General features: G+C 43.5%; 12 protein-coding genes and 1 pseudogene. 6 read left to right on the forward strand and 7 right to left on the reverse strand.

The genetic code is table 11. From position 1 onward, the window contains the following. Positions 1–10: 10 nt before the first annotated feature. Entirely contained in the window at positions 11–9,187 is a 9,177-nt protein-coding gene (locus L4C44_RS07485; protein ID WP_428804740.1) for a T1SS-143 repeat domain-containing protein, read from the reverse strand. Between the two features lie 254 nt (positions 9,188–9,441). Between L4C44_RS07485 and L4C44_RS07490 the strand changes: the two genes are divergently transcribed. After that, entirely contained in the window at positions 9,442–11,289 is a 1,848-nt protein-coding gene (locus L4C44_RS07490) for a M3 family metallopeptidase (protein WP_428804741.1), read from the forward strand. Between the two features lie 93 nt (positions 11,290–11,382). Here the strand turns inward: L4C44_RS07490 and L4C44_RS07495 are convergent, their stop codons facing one another. The 3 genes and pseudogenes from L4C44_RS07495 to L4C44_RS07505 form a co-directional block, all read right to left on the reverse strand. Beyond that, the gene (locus L4C44_RS07495; RefSeq protein WP_146490899.1) at positions 11,383–11,694 is read right to left on the reverse strand and encodes a hypothetical protein; all 312 of its coding nucleotides are present in this window, start codon (positions 11,692–11,694) and stop codon (positions 11,383–11,385) included. 164 nt (positions 11,695–11,858) lie between these two features. Beyond that, the gene (locus L4C44_RS07500; protein ID WP_428804742.1) at positions 11,859–12,890 is read right to left on the reverse strand and encodes a porin; all 1,032 of its coding nucleotides are present in this window, start codon (positions 12,888–12,890) and stop codon (positions 11,859–11,861) included. Positions 12,891–13,046: 156 nt separating this feature from the next. After that, positions 13,047–13,124: pseudogene (locus L4C44_RS07505) on the reverse strand (DUF3187 family protein); the annotation flags it as partial. A gap of 219 nt (positions 13,125–13,343) precedes the next feature. Between L4C44_RS07505 and L4C44_RS07510 the strand changes: the two are divergent. Beyond that, positions 13,344–14,138, forward strand: a complete 795-nt coding sequence (locus L4C44_RS07510) for a response regulator transcription factor (RefSeq protein WP_146490901.1) — start codon at positions 13,344–13,346, stop codon at positions 14,136–14,138. Positions 14,139–14,209: 71 nt separating this feature from the next. On the opposite strand, the gene L4C44_RS07515 is transcribed toward L4C44_RS07510, so the two are convergent. Next, positions 14,210–15,043, reverse strand: coding sequence for a regulatory protein RecX (locus L4C44_RS07515; protein ID WP_285953754.1), 834 nt, complete (start codon positions 15,041–15,043; stop codon positions 14,210–14,212). Positions 15,044–15,261: 218 nt separating this feature from the next. Next, positions 15,262–16,866, reverse strand: a complete 1,605-nt coding sequence (locus tag L4C44_RS07520) for a mechanosensitive ion channel family protein (RefSeq protein WP_428804743.1) — start codon at positions 16,864–16,866, stop codon at positions 15,262–15,264. A gap of 252 nt (positions 16,867–17,118) precedes the next feature. On the opposite strand from L4C44_RS07520, the gene L4C44_RS07525 reads away from it, so the two are divergent. The 4 genes from L4C44_RS07525 to L4C44_RS07540 all read left to right on the forward strand — a co-directional run bounded on the left by L4C44_RS07525 (position 17,119) and on the right by L4C44_RS07540 (position 21,766). Then, positions 17,119–17,367: a hypothetical protein gene (locus tag L4C44_RS07525; RefSeq protein ID WP_017062732.1), complete on the forward strand. Its 249-nt coding sequence runs from the start codon at positions 17,119–17,121 to the stop codon at positions 17,365–17,367. A 914-nt stretch (positions 17,368–18,281) separates the two neighbouring features. Next, entirely contained in the window at positions 18,282–20,345 is a 2,064-nt protein-coding gene (locus tag L4C44_RS07530) for a protein-disulfide reductase DsbD family protein (RefSeq protein ID WP_327784967.1), read from the forward strand. 3 nt (positions 20,346–20,348) lie between these two features. Then, positions 20,349–20,918: a protein disulfide oxidoreductase gene (locus tag L4C44_RS07535; RefSeq protein ID WP_146490904.1), complete on the forward strand. Its 570-nt coding sequence runs from the start codon at positions 20,349–20,351 to the stop codon at positions 20,916–20,918. A 128-nt stretch (positions 20,919–21,046) separates the two neighbouring features. Next, positions 21,047–21,766 (forward strand): DsbA family protein, encoded by a 720-nt coding sequence (locus L4C44_RS07540; RefSeq protein WP_146490905.1) that lies wholly within the window; start codon positions 21,047–21,049, stop codon positions 21,764–21,766. A 48-nt stretch (positions 21,767–21,814) separates the two neighbouring features. Here the strand turns inward: L4C44_RS07540 and L4C44_RS07545 are convergent. Continuing rightward, a partial coding sequence (locus L4C44_RS07545) for an integrase core domain-containing protein (protein ID WP_146161772.1) occupies positions 21,815–22,037 on the reverse strand: 223 nt, incomplete at its 5' end.

The following is a 22,037-nucleotide window of genomic DNA, read 5'->3' on the forward strand; positions in this document are numbered from 1 at the left end:
TACATCTAACTTACAGCGTTAAATTATTGTCTTCTATCATTTTTTGTAAAATTTGTGCTTCTAATGCACTGCTACTATCACCCTGATACAAATCATCATACGTCACCTCGGCGAGCAAGATATTTTGTTGGACGTCATCGTCTCCATTGGCCTTAATCGAAATCGTTACGCCTTCCGCTGATTCTTCTAGATCGAGGTACTGTGTCGCACCAATGCCCGTAGCGATACCTAAGCCACCCAGGATACCTGACAAATCAATCGCATCCGTGTCTGGTGAGGCATCAAAATCTTGAACCACATCGAAGCTCGGCGCATCTGCACTGCCTAAACCTGTAGATTCAAATACAAAGCTATCCGAGCCTGTACCACCAATTAGCAAATCATTGTCATCTGTTGCGGTAATCGTAGAGTCACCTTCAGCCACAAACTCAACCGATACGGTTTGTGGGAGCCCTACCGCTTGGTTATTACCGATTTCTGCTGATGGCTCAATCGTTAGATCAAATTGATCACCACTGTTGTAGCCCCCGGTAATCGCTACATTAGGCACATCCGCCAAGTTCACCACGTATTGTCCGCCGACCATCGAACCATGTGAGAAAGTCAAACCGGCAGGTATGTCATAGATGGTAATAAAACCCTCCTCAGAATCGGCAGGGTTAACGAGAGAAAGATCTAGACCAAGAGGAATCGTGCCGCTTGCTTCAGAGACAATTGATGGGTATTCGAGGCTTAACAACGGAGCATCAGGCTCTGGTGTAATCACCAAAGTCATATCTTGTGAACTTGGTTCGCCAGTATCTGTTACCAAATTACCAAGCACCGTATTTTGGTCAACCGTTTGACCAGTGATCGTAATATCGAGGTTGCCCCAAGCATCTCCAGCAAAGAACTCAAGCTCATCAACGGAGCTCGCAGTCACCAGAATAGTAGCGTGAACACCACCAACCCCATTAGAGATAAACTGCGCGGTTTCAGAGCCAATGCGAATTCTATCAAGCCCAATTAAACCTGAAGGATCCGAAGTCCCATTTACCGTGAGTGTAATTAATAAAAACTCGTCACTGTTGGTTTCAAAACTATTCGCATCAAGTGGAATAACAATACCTTCATCTTCACTACCAATCAGCTGTTCAGGTAGGTCGAAAAACTCAACTTTATCACCGATAGGATTCACACCGACGGTAAACTCAGATTCTGTATAACGAATATCTGTTGTACCAATTTCTTGAGTGATTGCCTCAAGAGCAAGATCCATATCTCCACTGAAATCCCTTGGCGGCAAAATAACTAGGTTCGCAAGCTGACTTGGATCCAACTGCCATTCATAGGTAGGGTTTCCATCGAAGGTACCGCCATCAGCGCCATTGTTTGGAACCAATTCATAGGTATCTCCTACTTTAATTGCGACAACTGCGCCTTCAGGAACTCCCTTTAATGAAAGTGACATATTTTCAGAGCCATCTTGGTCAATCAGCTCTGCGCTAAGTGATGACAATGAAATATAGTTGTCTTCGTCACCTACTATATTCTCCGTCACCAGGTTCGCCGCATCAGCGACAGGCTCAACAGTAATAGTCACCACCGTCGTTTTATCTTGCGTATCCGTTTCAGTCACACAATCCGCTTCATCGGTAATATTTGCTTTCACAGTGAGGGTAATTTCACCACTGTAATGTTCAGGTGGAGTTACCAACACGTCACTCAATCGGCTAGGGTCTGTGACCGTCCAAGTGCCATCGCCATTGTCAACTAACAGCCCGGTGTCTGTTGGAGTTTCAGACAAGGTTGCTCCATTCGAAATGCTCACCGTTAGAGAGTTAACGGTTTCTTTACCAGTAGCGCTGTTACCTTCACCTGTTATTAACTGCCCTGTTTCAACGCTGTCACCAAGGACTAGCTCAAGATTAAGGTCTGTCGCGGTGTCTTCTTGAATGGTTGTAGCGTCAGTCACGACCGTAATGTCGTCCACAACGGGTAGAACTTGAATACTGATGGTTTGGTCTGTTGTAACGGTATCTCCGTTACAAGGAGAGGTCTCAATGGTTTCAATCGTAAAGTTGATACAGCCAGCAAAGTCTTCATCTAAGCCCGTTAACGTTAGTTTCGAGAGTCCATCTGCAGTAATTGAATAACCGACGATCTCACCAGAAGCATCGTATTCAGCAATCACACCATCACCGGAGATCTCAACGCCTTCAGGAAGTGAATCGGCAGGAATATAGAAAGAGATTTCATTGCCTGGATCACTGCCAACATCGGTGTTTAACAAACCAGTAAGATCAATATCTTCCCCTTCAGGTGTTTTAATTTCGCCATCGGGTTGAATCGGGCTTGGTGGACCAACAGGATCACAACTGCCGCCACCGCCATCATGACCAGTAATTTGCAGCGGGAAAGTCGCATCAATATATCTCGCATCTTCGCCATCAATCACACGAGCACGAACCACAATATCCAGTACCGGAGTATCACTTGGACTGGAAATCGTCGCATTATCTAAAATGTACGCTGCAAGCTCTTGGAAAGAGTCACTCGTTAGCCCATCCGCCGATATAATCCAATTCCCCGAGCTATCTTGCGCGGCACCATTAGGGTGCTCAACAATCAACGAATAGCCGTCGGGAATTTCGATCAAAATATAATCGAGGTACTCTGACCCATCGATATCCGCGTCGACGAATGTCACGGCGTTAGATATATCAACAGGCGAGCCATCTGTACTCTGTAAAAGCTCTGTAGAGCCTTCTAATCGAGTATCTAACTCGACACGAGCATCGACAGTCACGCTAATAGAACCAATAATATCTTTAATATCCGTGGCACCAGTTGGAGAGGTATCCGTGACTTCATAGGTGATAGGAATCGAGAATGTTCCGCTTAAATCTTCTGTCGCTGTAACAGAAAGCCTACCGCTGCTTAGAAGATCCGAAAGCGTTGGAGTTGTTGAGTCCAGTAGAGTGTCCAAATCTAAGCCTGAGGCTGGAATCTGAATAGCACTCCCATCAAAATAAAGAGTGAGATCTGCAGGTAGGCTATCAATGACATATCCCGTCAAGGATTCGCTGCCATCAATATCCTGATTCACTGAAGGCTCGAGGTTAAGGCCTATTTGACTATCTTCGATCCCTTGAGTACTCACCACTTGACCGTCTTTTTGGTCAACAATAGGGGCTAACTCTACTTTAAGTGTCATCAGAAATTCACCCGAATCACCATCGGGCTCAGTTGAGATAGCAATAACGGTGAGTTCTAATTCACCACTAAAGTCAGGAACCGGCTTGAGGTACAGGTCATTCAGTTGAGCGTTAGATACTTGGAATACAGGTCCTGTAACATCATCAACATACGCAATCGTCAGTGATACTGGCTCACCCAACGCATCCACCAGCAAAGTGCCTTCCGGAATGTTGGTAAGCAGTATGTTGATCTCTTCTGAAACATCGTCATCCGTCGTTTGTATGAGGAAGTCGAGTTGTATTAACCCATCTTCATTTAAGACCGATTGGTTGCTGATGACTTTACTGTCACTGTCGTATTGCCAATGACCATTACCGCCGTCTACCGCGATAGGTTCATCTACAACACCTTTCAAAAAGATGTTGATGGTTTTTGTATCACTTGACGCTTGCCCATTGATAGGAATAAGTGAATCGACCGTCGACTCGGTCGCTATCGCTGTTACGTTTATTGACAGGTCTTCAGTAAAGGAACTGATATCTTCTTTAGGCTGAATATAAGCAACACCATTGGCGATTGCTTCGGCAGTGACTGAATAGGAATTGTTGCCTATCTTTGCGGTACCATCACCTTCAACAGACCAACCATCTTGAACTTGGATAATATAACTTAACGATTCAGAACCATCGGTGTCGGTAAGAGTGCCTTCAATGACATCTTTGAGATAAATAGCTTCATCCTCTAGTCCCTTATAATCTTTCACTGATAAATGCGGAGTATCTGCATCCGGTGACATTTCGACCACTACGGTATTGACAATATCGGCTGTTTTATCACCTGGATCCGCGAAGGTATTACCCGATTCGGTTGCGACCGCAGTAATCTCAAATTCGAATCGACCCGCTAGGTTTTCATCAGCTCTGATTTCCATTTTATCGATTTGGTTCTGCGTGTACGCTTTACCCTCTTTAATCAAGGCTCCATTCAAGGTGATATTTAACCCATCGGGAATGCCACTAATCGTATAGGTCAGAGCTTCAGACGAATCTTGATCAACGAGCTGAGCTGTAATATCAAGTTTGATAGGGTCAGCGTCATCTTCCACAGATTGATAAGTGAAGACCGAATCAGACCAATCAGGTGCGTCAGCTACAGGTAAAACGGAAACCGCAATATCGGCTGTAAGTTCTTTTGGTACTGTATCTGTGCTAATGATGGCGTTAATCGCCAAAATAACCGTCGACGTGGTGTTAGATTCATGGAGGGCCGGACGATAGGTTAACTGTCCATCTGGGCCAGTAAACTGACTATCAATCGCTGTCAGCTGACTTCCTGATAAGGTGACCTTGCCGTCGACAACTTGAAGTAGCACCCCATCAAGGTACAAGCTACCACCGTTTAGCGATGCTTCGGAGAATTCGATAGCGGTAACGGTTTCGCTTTGGTCAATATCACCAGTTGAGACACTGACAACAATAATCGCATCGTTATCTTCTGTGGTTTCTGAATCTTCATAACGAATAAAGCCTTCGTTATCATCGAGGACAAGTGTCGCAGTACTAGCAACTTCATCACCATCCGCATCTCGGACTAAGTAATCAATGTCATCCACTAGTCTTGGATCATCTGGATTTGTAGCTACATCTGGATTTGTAGTTAGTTGGTAGCGGCCATCTGAGTGAAGCGTAAACTGGCCATACACGCTATTATCAAAATCATTAATTAGCTCAATCTCGATTGACGTAATTACATCGGTAAAAGTGTAAGTATCACCACGATAGTCAAAACTAACGATTTCTGCACCGTCGGCGCCTGCAAACTCTTCGGTTAAGAATTGCCCAGTAAGGTTATCACCCTCAACCAACTCAATAGAACCACTTCGCGCAGTTGGCACACCATCTTTTACGTTGACAGAGTAAGTAGCAGGATCAGAAGTATCTCCATCCGCATCATTAACTGTCAGTTCAAAATTAAGGGCTAGGTTGTTTTCACCATCGCCATATGCGTGATCTAGTGGTGCATAGAGATCAAACTCAGTGGTCCCGTCAGTATTAAAACGAATCCTAAATACGTTATTGCCGTCAGTATCTTGCCCGTAATACCAACCATCAGAATCAACAGCTTGAAGGGATATCGCTTTCCCAGCGCTAGTGTAGCTTAGTGCATCAAATGCAGCGGTATTTACCGTGACAGAAACAACATCATCAGAGCCCTCAATAATACCTAAAGAAGGACTGCTATCCTCTGATCCAACTTGCTGGCCGTCTCCTAACAACCCATCCTCATCAACGGAGATACTTCCAATTACCGATATTTCAGGATCTTTACCGTCATAGATTTTGATGTCAGACTCTTGCGTGTCTCTCGAACCATCGGAATCAATGGTGACGATAGAAGCTGGAATCGTCAGCTCGGTGTCTTTAGAACCTGAGCCATGATCAATGGACTGATACAGTTCAATAACGACATCAACGTTTGTTGAGCCATTGGCTTCAAGGCTGAAGCTGTCTGGTAATTTGATTCTGAAAACAGCATCGCCATTACCAAGAACCGCATCAAAGTTACCATTACCATTATCACGCCAAGTCAGCGCTTCACCATTGCTGGTTACCGCTACACCATCGCTATCTAGAACAGCTTGGCCCGTGGTCACATCCAAACCTAAGAAAACCAGAGGGTCATTGCCCGCGGTAACAGCTAAGCTCACGTTTGCTGTTGAACCAACTCCCGATGGAGTGTTATCAGCAACGGGAATTTCACTCAATTCCACCATTCCAGAGCCAATCGTTGGCTCACCACCATCAGTCACTGATACATTCAGGGTTAATTTGGTTTCATCGTTATCATCATCTCTAGCGGTAACAACAAATGGAATTTGGTCCATAGGAGAACTTTGATCCAAGCCTTTGTTTAGAACAAATGTGTAAGTTACATTCGAGTCAACCTGGCTGTCGGTTTGAGGGAAACTAAGCGTAAAAGCAACGTTCTCCGCACTGACAGAACCAACGTAACCGGTGAGCAAGTTTCCGTTAGGGGAGACAGTGTAGACAATCTGTTCGCCTCCGCTAAATAACAAGGGTTGATCAGCTAAGTTGAAAAAAAGTGCCCCCTCATAGTCACTACCTAAATTGAGGCTGAAAACACCGGTGCTTGATGCAGTGCCACTTGAGAGATCAGATTCATCAATGACCACATTGCTCACACTATCTAGGCTAGGATTCGCCCCATCTTTGACTACCCACTTAAAATTGCCGTCAGTTAATGCGGTGCCATCCAAATCAGTCCCTTTAACGTTCAATGATAATGTGAGTGAATCTCGGACAAAGTCGTGGTTAAGCGGTTTATTCAACACTAAAGTAACGTCCGCCAAAACATCATCACCACTCGCGCTTGCTGCTAGCGTCAGTGTAAAAATAGTTTCGCCGCCAACTTGTGCTGTAATCACTTTACCGTTAGCTGACAAGGTGTAAGAGAGCGGTATCAGAATATCACTCGTAGTTATATTCAGTGCATCGAGTTGATTCAAAGTGCTAATATCAAAAACTAGTGAGTCTGGATCAGGGTTATCAGAACCTCCCAAAACGGAGAACTGACCCACTACCGTTTGGATACCATCTGCAACATCTGTTTCTATTGTTGTCGTACTACCATCTACAATGTGACCACCTGCACCATCAATAATATCGATAATAGCAGTACCACTACCAAAGTCGTTGCTGATATCCCCAGCGACGTAATTAAATGTAATATTTTGGCTGACCGTATGATCAAGGTTTCTATCAGCAACAAAATTCCAATGACCATTCGCAAATACAGTCAAGGTGCCTTCGCTAGTAGTAAATGAAACTGGAGAACCACCGACAATCGTCTTGGTCGTGCCATCAACTTCAACACTTTTTATCGTAAGTTGAGTATCTAGGTCTATATCGTTATTAAGGACGTTGCCAGATGCAACTTCCCCCTCAACCATTTGATAAGATTCATCAAAAATAAGTGGTTCAGAATCTTTAATGATAATAGGTAAATGGCCGATGACCAGCTCCGTAGTGCCATCAGCGTCCGTTTGCAAACCTTCAATAACCAAAGACGTTTGAATAGAATTTAAACCTGTCTCTTGGTCAATCGCCTTATAGAAGTTGATGTTTACGTTACTGCCAGAAATAGCAGCATCGAATACAATTTCGCCATCGCTTCTTGTTCCGGTTAGGCTTTGTTTGTCACCTGATACGGTAATCGTTATCGACAAGCCTTGAGAAGTTAGCGACTCAGCTATAGTTTGATCTTCGCTAAACGAGAAATCTGCAAAATCGATCCGAATATCAGAAGTTTGTGTTTCGTCTCCAAAAATACCGATGATGTTTTCCGAAAACACAACAGATTCAGGAAGAATAATCGTTGGCATATCATCGATGGCTTCGTTGCCGACTGTATTGAAAACTTTTGCGTCGATCGTCCATTCTGCCGACGAATCCAATGCAGAGATGTCAATGTTCTCCACCTGCCAATTACCCGCGGAATCAACTACGCCCTCAAAGACTAGTGTCTGAGTTCCGTCGCTTACTTCAATGTAAACCGGTAAACCTTCTGCAACATTGGTTGTACCCTGCATGGTGGTAAGTTGGCCACTACGAAATGCCAAAATACTAAAACCATCTAACGTATCAATATCAATAACAGGCGAAACGGTATCAATAACAATGACCCCGGCACTATTTACTGCATTCGCTGGGTTACCAGCGATATCAATAGTGTCAGCCTCAATGGTAATACTGCCATCAGCAAAACTCGTTAAATCGACGCCTTCGACAGACCAAGCACCGTTCACAACCGTCGCCGTCAGCGCGATAACGTTGGTGGTGCTGTCTGAAATACGGATATTGACCGTTTGACCATCCTCAACATTTTGGACGGTACCGAAGAACTTGGCAGACTGAACTTCGAAACTGTTGAGAACACCATCGCCGCCATCATCAACACTTGCGGTGATGCTCGCTAACGTATCTTTGATTATGGTGTCTGTCGCTGTGGTTGGGTTTCCGGCAATATCGATGGTGTTAGCAATCACCGTCAACTCCCCTTCCGCAAAATTTGAGTAGTCTTGTAGAGTGAGAGTCCATGTACCACCCGATACGGTCGTTGTGTATTCTTGGGTGAGTCCTTGGCTATCGGTAATGGAAATGCTTATCGTCTGACCATCTTCAACATTGGCTACGGTGCCGACTAGCGCTCCGTTGGCAATTTCGAATTGGTTGTAAAACTCATCACCAAAACCATCAAAATCAACATCGATTGTAGCTAGGGTGTCTTTGATTGTAGAGTCGTTGGCCGCAATGCTGTTACCAAACTCATCAGCAATGACCGCATCGACCTTAAGATCCCCCTCAGCCAATGAAGAGAGATCAACACCGTTCACAACATAGGTTTCATCGCTTGTGATTGCTGTTGTGGTCACCGTATTACCATTAATGTCAGTGATCGTTAGCAGAACGGTACGCCCGTCTCGAACATCAACAGCGGTACCCGTTATCGTGACTGAAGGTACTTCGAACTGGTTTTCGTAACCGTCACCACCATCTAAAATATCTACGGTTAACGCAGCACTCGGTAAAAGTATGTCGAGGTTGCCTTCATTCGATGTTGCGTCGTCTTCAAAGTATTCTGTTGGTCGAGTATCAAAACCGGCTTCTGCCAGGGTTTCGTTTAGTGTAGATCGGACATAGGCAATAAAAGAGGCACTAGCGCTAGGTTGGTCGTTTGAAGCACTCGGCTGTTCTGGCGAGCTTTCAATGTTGTTTACAAGCTGTGTCACAACCTTTTCCAACTGTTGTTCTACAGCTTCTATTTGTGGTTCTGTCAGAGGTTGAGTCTGGTCCAAGTTTTGAGGTTCAATACTCACCACTTGCACGCCCTCGACCTTCGCTTGCGTAGCGGGTAATGGCTGCCAAGTACCGTCAGGAAACACCTGCCAAATTACCCCGCCAACTTCGATATATAAAATAGGATCCATCCTAAACCTCTTCCTTACAAAAACGCTGACCTTGAGAACATCAATTTACTCAATAAAAGGCTGGAGAAATCAGCGAACTCTCTCTCATAAATACTAGCAAACAACAAATCATTAACAGTTAATTAATTACCATTGATACGCTGTAAAGTAAACCGATATGCTGTGACTTGCATTCAGTTATATCTATCGTCACAAAATACATTCAATGAATGTGTCATAATGTTGAAATTACTGGTTAATTTTCAAGGAATGTCATGACTGCAACGAACTATCTCAACCAATTGAATCAAAAGTATCTTGCGACTCATAAAGCGAAAGAGGACTTCTTTTGGGATACCTATATGGGAATCAGTGACGACCATGATGGTTCGACACTCGCGCAGACTCAGTGGACCGAGTTTCTAAGCTCTGCCGAACAGATTACCGCTATTGAAATGCAACTTGCTGCTATCGATGAAATTCAAGACCCCCAAGAAAAAGAAAGTACGTTTACAGGCTTAAATGGCTGGTTGGCGACCTTTAGAGCTCACGCTATTGAGTCTGAGCAGTCACAGAAGCTTAAAACAGACCTCATAAAATTTGAGGCTGAACTGTTTGAGAAAAAACAAAATCACGTAATGACTTACGTCAATGAAACGGGTGAAGAAACAGAGGGCTCCTTGCCAGTTCTAGGCTCAGCAGTTAGAAGTAATAGTAATGAACAAGTAAGGTTTTCTGCACACCAAACACTATTAAATTTAGAGCAATGGCTGCTGGTTAACGGATTTATTGAGCTGATCAAAAAGCGTAATAAGTTTGCCCGATCTCTAGGGTTCAAAACATTTTTTGATTACTCAGTCGTTAAAACTGAACAGATGACCACTGAGCAACTGTTCTCGATTCTGGATGACTTTGAAACACGTACCCGTGATAGTCACCAACAAAGCTTGAAGAACCTAGCAGAGCAAAAAGGTCAGAGCGCCCTCGAAGGCCATAACTTCACCTACTCTTTTGCTGGTGACGTGATGAATGACCTCGACCCTTATGTCCCTTTCTCAAAGTCATTAAGACGCTGGATTGAATCTTTTGGTCGCCTGAATATCGAATATTCACAAGCCACACTGAAGTTGGACTTGCTTGATCGCAAAGGTAAATACCCAAACGGCTTCTGTCACGGGCCTATTCCTTCGTTCTATGACCAAGACACCTGGGTACCTGCTCAAGTCAACTTCACTAGTAATGCTAAGCCCGATCAAGTAGGCAGCGGCTATGATGGGATCAACACACTGTTTCACGAAGGTGGGCACGCTGCGCACTTTGCTAACGTGAAAATGAACGCGCCGTGTTTCTCTCAAGAGTTTGCACCTACCTCGATGGCTTATGCGGAAACCCAGTCTATGTTCTGCGATAGCCTATTGAATGATGCCGATTGGTTAAAACAGTACGCACTTAATGCAGAAGGACAACCGGTGCCTAATGAGCTCATCAAAGCAATCATCGATAACAAACAACCCTTCAGAGCTTATCAAGAACGCAGCATTTTAGTGGTTCCCTATTTCGAGCGAGCACTTTACGAATTGGCAGATGAAGATCTGACGCCTGAAAAGATCACCGCTCTCGCTCGTAATAGTGAGAAAACGATTCTTGGATTGGCTTGTAGCCCTCGCCCATTAATGGCGATCCCGCATCTATTGTCGGATGAAGCGTCTTGCGCGTATCAAGGTTACCTACTGGCTCATATGGCGGTGTATCAAACTCGTGCATATTTCACCGATAAGTTTGGCTACTTAACGGATAACCCAGAGATCGGCCCTTTGTTAGCTAAGCACTATTGGTACCAAGGAAATAGCGTGAATCATAATGGGACAATCGAAAGCCTAACTGGGGAAGGTTTTAATGCCAAATACCTCGCTGACGAGTGCAACTTATCGCCAGAGGAAGCATGGGCTATTGAAGAGCAAAAAATCAAACAGCTATCGACAAGAGAGCGTGCACCAGTTGCTGATTTGAATGCGAAGATATCGATCGTTGATGGGTCAACCGAGTTGGCGAATAATGATAAATCAAACCATCAGATGTGTGATGAGTTTGAGCACTTTATCGTTGGGCAATACGGTCGATAGATTGTGTTTAAGCCTCTGTAACAAAAATTGAGTTCAAAACTAAAATGAAAAAAGGACGATAAGTTATCGTCCTTTTTAGATTCAGCTTGGGATCTATATCGTGAAACATGCTGAGCGAATTTTGCTATTAAACTCAACATCAACAGAATCAACACTTCTTAGTGATTTTCGATGAATGCCGAATACCTGCCCCGTCAAAACAATATAAAACTTTTCTGTTTTGAGTAAATTCCAAGCTTCATCAAGAGATTCAGCATAAACCTTGTTCTTGAGATCTTGTGGGCGAGTACCTGCGACTCTTCCATGTTTACGTGCCAATTCAAATAGTCCGTTTCGATTCGGTTTACATGTAAACAGGGTATCATTTCCGTAAATAACACCCTTGGCAGTAATGCTTTCAACCATTACATTTCTCCAAATAATAATTCCACTCGTAACACTTGAGTGGCATACCACATGTCGATTTGTGGATGCTTAAACTGCGAAAAGAAGAGAACATGGTGTAACGACCGGGCAAGCTATTACACCATTACCATCAAATTTCTTAGAAGCTCTAAGAGTTCAAGTTCTTAGAAGTAGTAGTAAGCTGCTGCGAATACGTGAGTTTCTTCATCGTATTGCGCACTAGTTTTGCCTACACGGTAACCATCCAGGTCTTGCTTGATATCAATGCCCATGTCAGCGTTGTCAGCAATACGGTACATTGCCGCGATGTTGATGTAAGAAGCATCGACATCGGCTTGGCCATCAAGTTCATTGCTGCTAGATGCGTAACCCGCTGCGATTGTTAGGTCTTCAGAAAGTGTGTAGCCACCCGAAACGTAGTAACCCGTATTCTTAACAGAGTCACTCTCTTCAATCCAAGAGTTCACGCCTAGTTTAAGAGCACCAACTTTAACGTTACCTGTCACTGTGTAAACTTCGTAATCAGCATCGTCATCACGAGCTTCATAACCAGCGTATAGGTTGAATACTTCTCGCTCTAAACCGATGTAACCATTAATGCCTTTATCCGCATCATTATGATCGTCACCTGTTTCAAAGTAAGAAATACCGTAAGCGATACCATTGGTTGCACCCTGGAACTTAACCACGTTGAAGCCGTCTGAAGCATCGCCAGCAGAAGCACCAAACTCATAGGTGTTGTCGCCAGCGCCATCGACTTTGTCTAGTGCTGTATCATTTTCCCAACCGAATGAAGCGATACCAAAGCCAGTGTCGAAACCAATCCATGCTTTGTCTACGTCGGTTGCCGGGCCAGTATCAATACCGTTTGTCCAACCAGCAGTTGCTGCATTCGCTGAAACGTTGTTATCAGTGGTGTAGTTGACCATCATGTCAGTTTCAAAGTAACCAACAATACGGTTGTTACGGTAGTTTACCGCAAGAGTAAGACCGGTTGCCCAGTCATCGTAGAATGCTTTAGAACCCGTATCGTAGTAACCACCAACACCGAAAGAGCCTGATACTGAGAATTGATCTTTGTGCATTGAGTCAAATGCAAACATATCTTCATTTTGGCTATTTTGGCTGCTTGTGTTTACAGCAAAAGCTGAAGTCGAGATGCTTGCAATCGCAAGTGCTACTAATGTCTTTTTCATGATAACCACTACCTATATATTGATTCGGCCTTGTTAGTCCGGCCTTTTGGAGTGGCGCTATTGTTCAAAAAAATACGTTATTGATATACCGTAAATTTACTGAAAATTTTATAGCCTTGGTGAATTAAATTACATAATGATATGTTGATATGGCTTTTATATTGAGAATCGCAAGCCGAGCGTAAACCCGATATCCGTGCTGTTATCCATATTACGGATGTTCTCAATCATCACGGGGTTTGTTAGGCAGAATTAAAAGCCTGAGCCTATAAAAAACATCGTTCAATTAATGCAGTAAATATACTGCTTATCACTCTGTAATATAGAACCAAGAGTTATAAAAAAACGGAGACTAGAACCTCTGATATATATCAGAATCTTATCTTGCACTGAGCTAGTTGAACGAATATCTTCTGTGCATTGACCCAATGAATGTATCGAGTAAGGAAAAACGTGTCTGCTTTAAACCTAAGTTTTGAACAACTATTAATGAAACAATCGACCTCACTTATTAATAGCGATCCTAAAAACTTTCAAACAACTTGGTCAGAAGCAAGTTTTGACGTACTCGATTGGTTTGGGATCGATCGTTTAACGCTATACCCTAATTCAATGGTTTTACTTGAAGATGGGAAAACGTGCTCGGTTTCCAAAGCAAACATACCTCCTGTCGATAAGAAAAGTTTGGTTGGCGGTAACTATCTTGATTACCTAAAGCTATTGAAAACCAATGAAACTTATCTCACTTTTACCAGTGACGAGCTCGTTTCAACCAAAAACTATGTGTTAAAGAAGATCTACAAAGAAGGAGGAAGGTGGCATTGCATCATTCCTTTACAGCTGTTTAACCAACGCTGGGGAGCATTGTCTTTCACTAACTTTCACGACAACGATACCACCTTCAATCTCGAAGATATCCAGCGCTTAAAGTTAGTCTGCGAACTTTGGCTCTGTTATTGGCAACATTCAACGTTAGCCAGAACGCTAAAACAAAATGAGAACTTATTAGAAGATGATAGTGAGAAGCTATTGTTACTCACAAAAAAACAAACCAAGGTTCTGGCTCTGATTGCTCAAGGGTTTAGTGCAAAAGAGTGTGCCGATAAGCTTCACTTAAGCTCGAGAACCATTGAGTCACACAAGTACCGCATGCTAGGTATGCTGAATCTAAACAGCCATAATGACCTTATTCAGTTCGCCTTACGCAATGGTTTAGGTATTGCAGAGAACCTGCATACAACACGTTAAAACAAGGTATTCGATGCCCTTCTGCCCTTTATATATTAACGTTCGATGTTTCTTGAGATCAATAATACCAGTTACTCGTTACCTTCACTCAGAGCAAATTTGATCTCGTCTGAAGAGAACCCCTTTCGACTGAGCATTGCGTAAGCCTTGGATCGTTCTTTATGATCATTTAGATCGTAAGATTTCTTCTGTAACTGTTCTAAACACGAAGAATAGAAGTCTAGTTGCTCTTCGTTAATCAATCGTTCGATTAGCGATGACAGTTCACTTGTGTCGATTTGTCGCTGCCTAAGCTCTTGCTGAATGGCAGTCAGGCCCTTGCCTTTACGAGCATACTTCAACACCTCTTTTTCCAAATCGGCTTTCTCGGCCTTAATTTGAATGTTACTTTTCAGTTGATGCGCTTGTGGGTGCTGGTCAATCGCTACCTTAACTTGTTGATAGCTAAAGCCACGCTTTTGCAGGGTCGCGACTAGCTTTTCACGGCTTATAGTAAAGCTTGAGTAATAGTGGTTGATTCGTTCTATCAAGATGGTTTGTTCATCAATAGACTTTTCGAAGGACACCTTATGAATCGCATCAGAAATCACAGAGTCCGTCAGACCCTTCTTCTTCAGTTTTTCGACAATATATCGAGAACCAAATTCACCAGAAAAAGCTTGTTCCACGAATTGTTCTGCAAACACTTGGTCAGACTTGAGATACCCAAAGCCTTTCAGAGTCCCTAAAGTTTCATCGATCCATTCTTGATTGTCGGTTTTCACTTTGAGCTTCGCAACCAACTCACTTTCCGTCATATCCCTCTGAGTTAAATGCCACATCGCAGAGTTCATAACACTTTCAATTCGCGTCGCTTTTCTTACCGTTGTATTTCTACTATTCGTTTTTTGCTGTGAATCATCCATTCGCTTTCAACTGTCCAGATTGAGCCTACCCCATCATAACTTAATTCTAAGATGGGTGGAGTGACATAAAGAATGAGGCTCAATATAAACGACAGCCAAAAAAATGGACGCTTATTCAGCGTCCATTTGATATCACATTAAGAATGATGGCTCGAAGCCACACTTAGCTTTTACGTAATCGCTCTTTTCGAAATTGCTTCTCGTACTAGCTCTTTCGCTTAGTTCTCTTCGTGATTGTAAATATGTACATCTCGTTGAGGGAATGGAATCGTGATGCCTTCTTCATCGAAGCGTTTCTTCACGGTTTCCGTCACATCCCAATACACATCCCAGTAGTCATCAGTCTTAACCCAAGGCCTTACGACAAAATCTACAGAAGACGTATTCAAGGTATGAAGCTTGATCATATGCTCTGGCTTTTTCAACACTAGAGGGTGCGCAACAATGATGTCGTTCAATACCGCTTTCGCTTTATCGATATCATCTGAGTAACCAATACCGAAAACCATATCAACACGTCTCACACGCTCTGCCGTGATGTTGTTGATCACATCACCCCAGATTTTGTTGTTTGGGATCACCAAGCGTTGGTTATCGATAGTTTGAACGGTCGTCGACACTAAGCTCATATCTTTTACCGTGCCTTGCACGCCCGCCACTTTAACCATGTCGCCCACATCATAAGGGCGGTAGATCAAGATCATCAAACCCGATGCAAAGTTAGATAGCGTATCTTGCAATGCGAAACCAATGATGACACCTGCAACACCGAAACCAGTGAGAAGTGGTGCTAGCTCTATCCCTATTTGAGACAGCGCAATAAGCAAACCAATAAACACGACCGCTTTAGATGCAATGGATACGAAGAAGTCCTGCATCAAGACACTGAAGTCCATTTTAGAGTGCGAAACACTCTTACGAACGGTCTTACGAGCCACGTTAGCTATAAGGCGAGTTACATACAAAATACCGAGAAACAGAGCGAGTTTAACGATAAAAGAAGGGGTATTTTCAAAAGCCCATGAACTGAATGAACGAAGCCAACCATCCAACAACTCAAGTGCAACATCAACATCCAATACATCGGCATTAATATCTCCCGTCGTCGACAGCAACACTCGCTTGTAAGAAGTGACATCCACACCAAAAGGTTCCATTAGGGAGATGGTCTCTTCTAAGCTCGCCACCATGACACTAGTACGCTCATTAAAGCGTATTAGCTCCTTTTTGATGGCCGCTTTCTCTTCTTCAGTGACAAAAGACAAACGTGCCTCTTGGTCTTGTCGCTGTGTGTCAGTGTAAAGAATGGCATTGGTTAGATACTTGGAACGAGATATTAGAGCCATCTTGAGCTTATCTTCGGAGACAGTAACATCAACGCCACGCTCTTTAGACCAATCTAATGTCTTAGCAAGTTGCTGATAATAAGCATCCATCATTCCGATTCGTTTTTGAATTCGTAACTCTAGAGGTTTCTTAGCATCACCTTCTGCTGAACGATTTTCTTTGCTCAATGTAACGATTTTAACTTCATTCAATGCCAACAGTTTTTCTAAGAGTTCAACCTGCTGAGAAAGAATGACATCTAGTCCATCTTTTTTGTCAGATGATAATTGAGAGAATATCTCTTCACGTAAGGCTTGATTCTTACGCCTTAATATATCCTCAAGAAAGGGCTTCTCTGCATCATGCGCCGTTTCTAATGTTGCCAGATCGAGCATTAATTGATCTTGTACTTCTGCTATTTTATCGACACTTTGTGCAAAACTTCCAAATGCAACAAACGCCAACATTAACAATAGACAACGCCAAACCTTCATCATATTAATTCCTATTACTGTCTAAATTGACCCTATAAATAGTAGTAAAAAGAAGATGGATAACAAGCATTTAAACGTATGTTATGTTAAAACTTCGCAAATTATCAGACAGCTTCTAATATTTGAGAGTTCCAATCCCCACTTATGACCTGTAGAGTACGCATCCAACAAAGAACAATGGCCAATATCTTCACTCGGGCACATGCACTAAAGCGCCTTAAATACGATGTTGGCTCACAGCAAGAGAGCATAAAAATGAACAACGAACTTGATATTATTGAGTCTCTAGAAGAACTAGAGCAATTCCTAATTTCAGTGGAAGCTGGCGGTTTAGGCCTTGAAGGCGTTGAAGGTGTAGGCATGGCAACCAATAATTCTGATGGCCGTCACTTCGTTGCTGTATTCAACAGCAGCCATAAAGTTCTACTTGCTCGTTGGATCACCAAAGAAGTCTTTGATAACGGTAAAGACTTGGTACGTAACGGCCCTCGCCGCACTCACTAAGTTTTTCCAATAGTCCTAATGATTAAAGCCCAACACGTTCATCTACGGCCTGTTGGGCTTTTTTGTATCGCCTCTTGGAAAATAAACCACTCGATACACAATAAATTCGCGATAACTGCCGATTGTTGTGAACTTTAACTAGAGCTCAATGTCGTATTCGCGTGAGTTGGTGATTATACGGCGTTTATCCTATATCTGCTGTTTCCCGCACTAATACATAGTTTCACTTTAACAATTTTATGACTTGTGGCGCGAAGAGAACTTATCTAAGCTAGCCACAATCCAACGAGCTCGCTTTTAGCTACTAACTGATTCGATTACTGACTGATTTGCTAAATACACCATTACTTTTCTTATCTACACAGAATCGCCGACAAAAGCATTCGCTTTGGGCGCTCTTTCTTACCGGACTGGTTATCGTAACCTGTCTGGCAAGTACGCTATCTGTAAAGAAAGTATCGATTTCAACTTCTCTCATTGGTCAATCTATCCTAGTTGATGCACAAACTCACACGGAAGCCAGTAACCCTCAAACCGACATCGCTTCTTCAGAAAAAATGGCCGCTCTATACGCCAGTGTTTTCGGTTTAGAAGCCTCTAAAATGTTAACTTCACCCAATTCAAGTTCATGCAGCCTAAGTTCAAAAATGCTGACCTTTGCCGCCCCAAAAACCAGCTGGCTGATCCCATTCGTACTTATTATTGCTGTTGCATTTAATTTACCGCCTCACATCTCAAGGTTATCTAGAGATAATCATCGCTCTACTCGACCTACAAAACTCCGCTTACACCTAACTCACTGTATATTTAGAGAGTAAATAACCGGGCTACTACACCCTATTTATTTATTTTTTGGAGATACATTTGTGTACAACACACTACTAACTAAGTTTGTCGATTCATTGGCATTCTCTATGCGTACATGCGCGAAAACCTTAGTCACTGCCCTTTTGGTTATGACGTCATTTACCGCCTTGGCACAGACAACGGGCTGGCTTAGTGTGCCTGAGCATCCGCCTGTTAAGATGCGAATGATGTCGACAGGTGAACAGTCGGATGACGGCTCTAAGATCCAAACCGTGCTCGATGTCGTGCTCGACGGCGACTGGAAAACCTATTGGCGTAGCCCAGGCGAAGGTGGCATTCCGCCAAGCTGGGACTGGTCTGGTTCAACAAACATTGAGTCAGTAGATTGGCATTGGCCGATACCTAAGTATTACGAACAGCTTGACGTCATGACGTTAGGTTACAAAAAGCACGTCAGCTTTCCTGTCACGTTAACCCTGAAAGACAACACAAAGCCTGCAATATTCAGGGCGTCGTTTACCTTTCCGTCGTGTACCAATATCTGTGTGTTAACCGATTACGATATCGAACTGCCGATTGACCCACAAACTTTAGCGCTCGATGAAGAAGCGATGTTTTTGTTCAACCAAGGCATGAGCCAGTCGCCACGAGAAGCTAACCGCACTGCGGTGAACGGTCTGTTTTGGGATAAGAGCAAGCAGCAATTAGTTACTCAGCTGACAAGTAAAGATGGCTGGGATAAGCCTATGGTGTTGATTGACGGGCAAGAAGTGATTGATGACTTCTTCTCTCAACCAAGCGTCCACATCACAGACAATACAATGACAGCCGTATTTGATGTGAGCAACTGGATCGGTGAAGTCGACTTAACGGACCGTACAGTGAGTGTCACTGTTTCAGACAGTAATTTTGCCGAAGAGATGACGGCACAAGTTGGGTCACAACCGATCACTTATCAAACAAGCAACAACGGTTTTCTGGCAATGATTGGCTTTGCTTTAATTGGTGGTTTGATCCTCAACATCATGCCATGTGTGTTGCCAGTATTAGGAATGAAGTTAAACAGCATCATTCAAAACCAAGGTGCATCTAATCGTCATATTCGACTGTCATTCCTAGCTTCTGCTTCAGGTGTCATTACATCATTTGCGCTGTTAGCCCTAGGTATGACAGCTCTAAAAATGGGTGGTAATGCGATTGGTTGGGGAATCCAATTCCAAAATGTTTGGTTCATCGGGTTCATGCTGATCATCACTTTGCTGTTCTCGATTAACCTGCTTGGGTTATTCGAATTCAGACTACCATCAGGCTTAAACACTTGGATGGCAACCAAAGGCGATGACTCACATTCAGGCCACTTTGTTCAAGGCATGTTTGCGACGCTGTTAGCAACGCCGTGTAGCGCGCCATTCCTAGGAACCGCAGTCGCGTATGCACTCGGAGCAAGCTACCAAGAGTTATGGGCTATCTTTATCGCACTCGGTATTGGTATGAGTGCGCCTTGGTTGATCTTTGCGCTATTCCCAAGCCTAACCAAGTTGCTTCCAAAACCTGGAGCGTGGATGTTCAAAGTTAAGCTGGTATTTGGCTTAATGATGTTCATTACCAGCCTTTGGCTAACAAGCCTTCTGAATCCATTCATTGGTAAATTCCCGACTATCCTGCTGTCGCTATTTATCGTGATTTCAGTGCTAGTTTGGATTGGCATGAAACTGGGCCGAAAGGTACTGATTCCTATCATGGCAACCACAACCTTGGTGTTTGGTGCTGCATTGATCGTCGGTAGTGTCACCGCTGATAACTGGGCGACACCCATTGTTGACGATCTCGCTTGGCAAAAGCTGGATGCGAAGCAAATCCCTCAGCTCGTTGATGAAGGCAAAACGGTCTTTGTCGATGTGACGGCTGATTGGTGTATCACCTGTAAAGCCAACAAGATCGGTGTCATCCTTCAAGATCCTGTCTACAGCCACCTACAACAAGAAGACATAGTTTTGATGAAAGGCGATTGGACGACACCAAGTGAAAGTGTCACCCAATACTTACAAAGTAATGGGCGATTTGGTGTGCCATTTAATATCGTCTACGGTCCAAGCTATAAAAGCGGTATTCCACTTCCTGTCATTCTCAACAGTGACACTGTCGTGCAAGCCATCGATGCTGCGAGATAACTGATGAAGACTCCCAACAATGAAGAGAGATCTAACACGGCTGAAGACAGCACTGTAAAGAGTGAGGCCAAAAAGCCAAGTCGTCTTAAGAAGTGGGGAAAGGAACTGGTTTCAATGATACTTATCGTTGGCGTGGTTTCATTTGCCATGGACTTTTATCACAGCAGAAGTATGCCTCAGGGCGATGCGATTCCAATTGTGGGTCAATCGCTCCAAGGGGAAGATATTGATGTTATCGAGCTAAGCAAAAATGGTAAGCCTGTCATTGTCTATTTTTGGGCGACTTGGTGTGGTGCCTGCAAATTTGTGAGCCCAGCCGTCAATAGCTTCAACGACTCCCATCAGGTGGTTTCGGTCGCTCTATCGTCTGGCCCAGACGAGCGTGTCCAGCGCTACTTGGATGCAAAAGAGTATGACTTCCCTGTTATCAATGATCTTTCTGGGTCAATCAGCAGAAGTTGGGGCGTTAATGTCACTCCAAGCATCGTCATCATCAAAGACGGAAAGATCAGCAGTATCGCAACAGGCGTTACTTCTCCTATAGGGCTGTGGTTAAGAACCTACTTTGCCTAACTCGCTCACAAAGAAAAAACAGAGCAAAGGTAAGTGAATAAAGCGATTCAGCCCGTTTAACAAACAACATTAATGTGAGCGCAACCCAATAAGCGCTCACGATTATCACGAATTTGAGAAAAGACAATATGAAAAAGCATCTGATAAGCGCACTGATTTTAGGCTCACTATTGAGTACTAATGCCTTCGCAGAATTAAACAAAGAGCAAACTCAACAACTTGAAGAAATTAATCAATTCCTGAAAGAGAACCCTTCAACAATCTCTGGGTTGCATACCAGTTTAGAGCAGTACGTAGCAGGTCAAGAGCAAGCGAAGAAAGCCCAAGCGGAAAGCCATGATTGGTTATACAACAATGACGCTCACCCAATCACGGGCAATCCGGATGGCAAATCGGTCATTATTAATTTTACAGACTATAACTGTCCTTACTGTAAGCGCTTGGAAAAAGGCTTGGTTCAATTAGCCTCTGAAAACAGCGATATTAAAGTGATCAACGTGTACTTATCGTTTAAGCAGCAACAGGTTTCGGGTCTAAACACCAACGCAGCGCTATACGCGATGAAAGTATGGAAAGATAACCCAGAAGTATTCCCTGAAGTTGATAGATTGCTGATGGCGAAAAGCGGCATTCACTCGAAAAGCTCACTAGAAGCAGTCGCCAAGAAGACGGGAACAGAGGCGGAGCTAAAAACAACTCAAGAACAAAACCAGGTTCTAACCACTAACCACCAAACCTTTAGCGCTCTAGGTTTAACAGGCACTCCAACCATGATGATGAACGGAAATGTTTTACCGGGATATGTGCCTTATGACCGACTTAAAGATATCGTGGACGACGCTTTTTAATCGAGTTTAGACAGTGACCCGTCCTGATATGGGTTGACACTTGATTGACTAAAACGCTCGATGTATTTCATCGGGCGTTTTGTATTTTAGAGCTGTGTGAGGCCTATATTCATTATAGATTTTTACTGATTCAGCGACCATTTTCTTTGCTTCATCTAAATCATTCGGTTTATTCAACAGATACTCCATCTTCAATATTCCGTTGATCCTCTCTGCCAACGCATTCTGATAACAGTCATAGCCATCAGTCATTGAGCAAGATACATCATAC

The sequence above is a fragment of the Vibrio satsumensis genome, assembly GCF_050337435.1.
Taxonomy (GTDB): Bacteria; Pseudomonadota; Gammaproteobacteria; order Enterobacterales; family Vibrionaceae; genus Vibrio; species Vibrio satsumensis.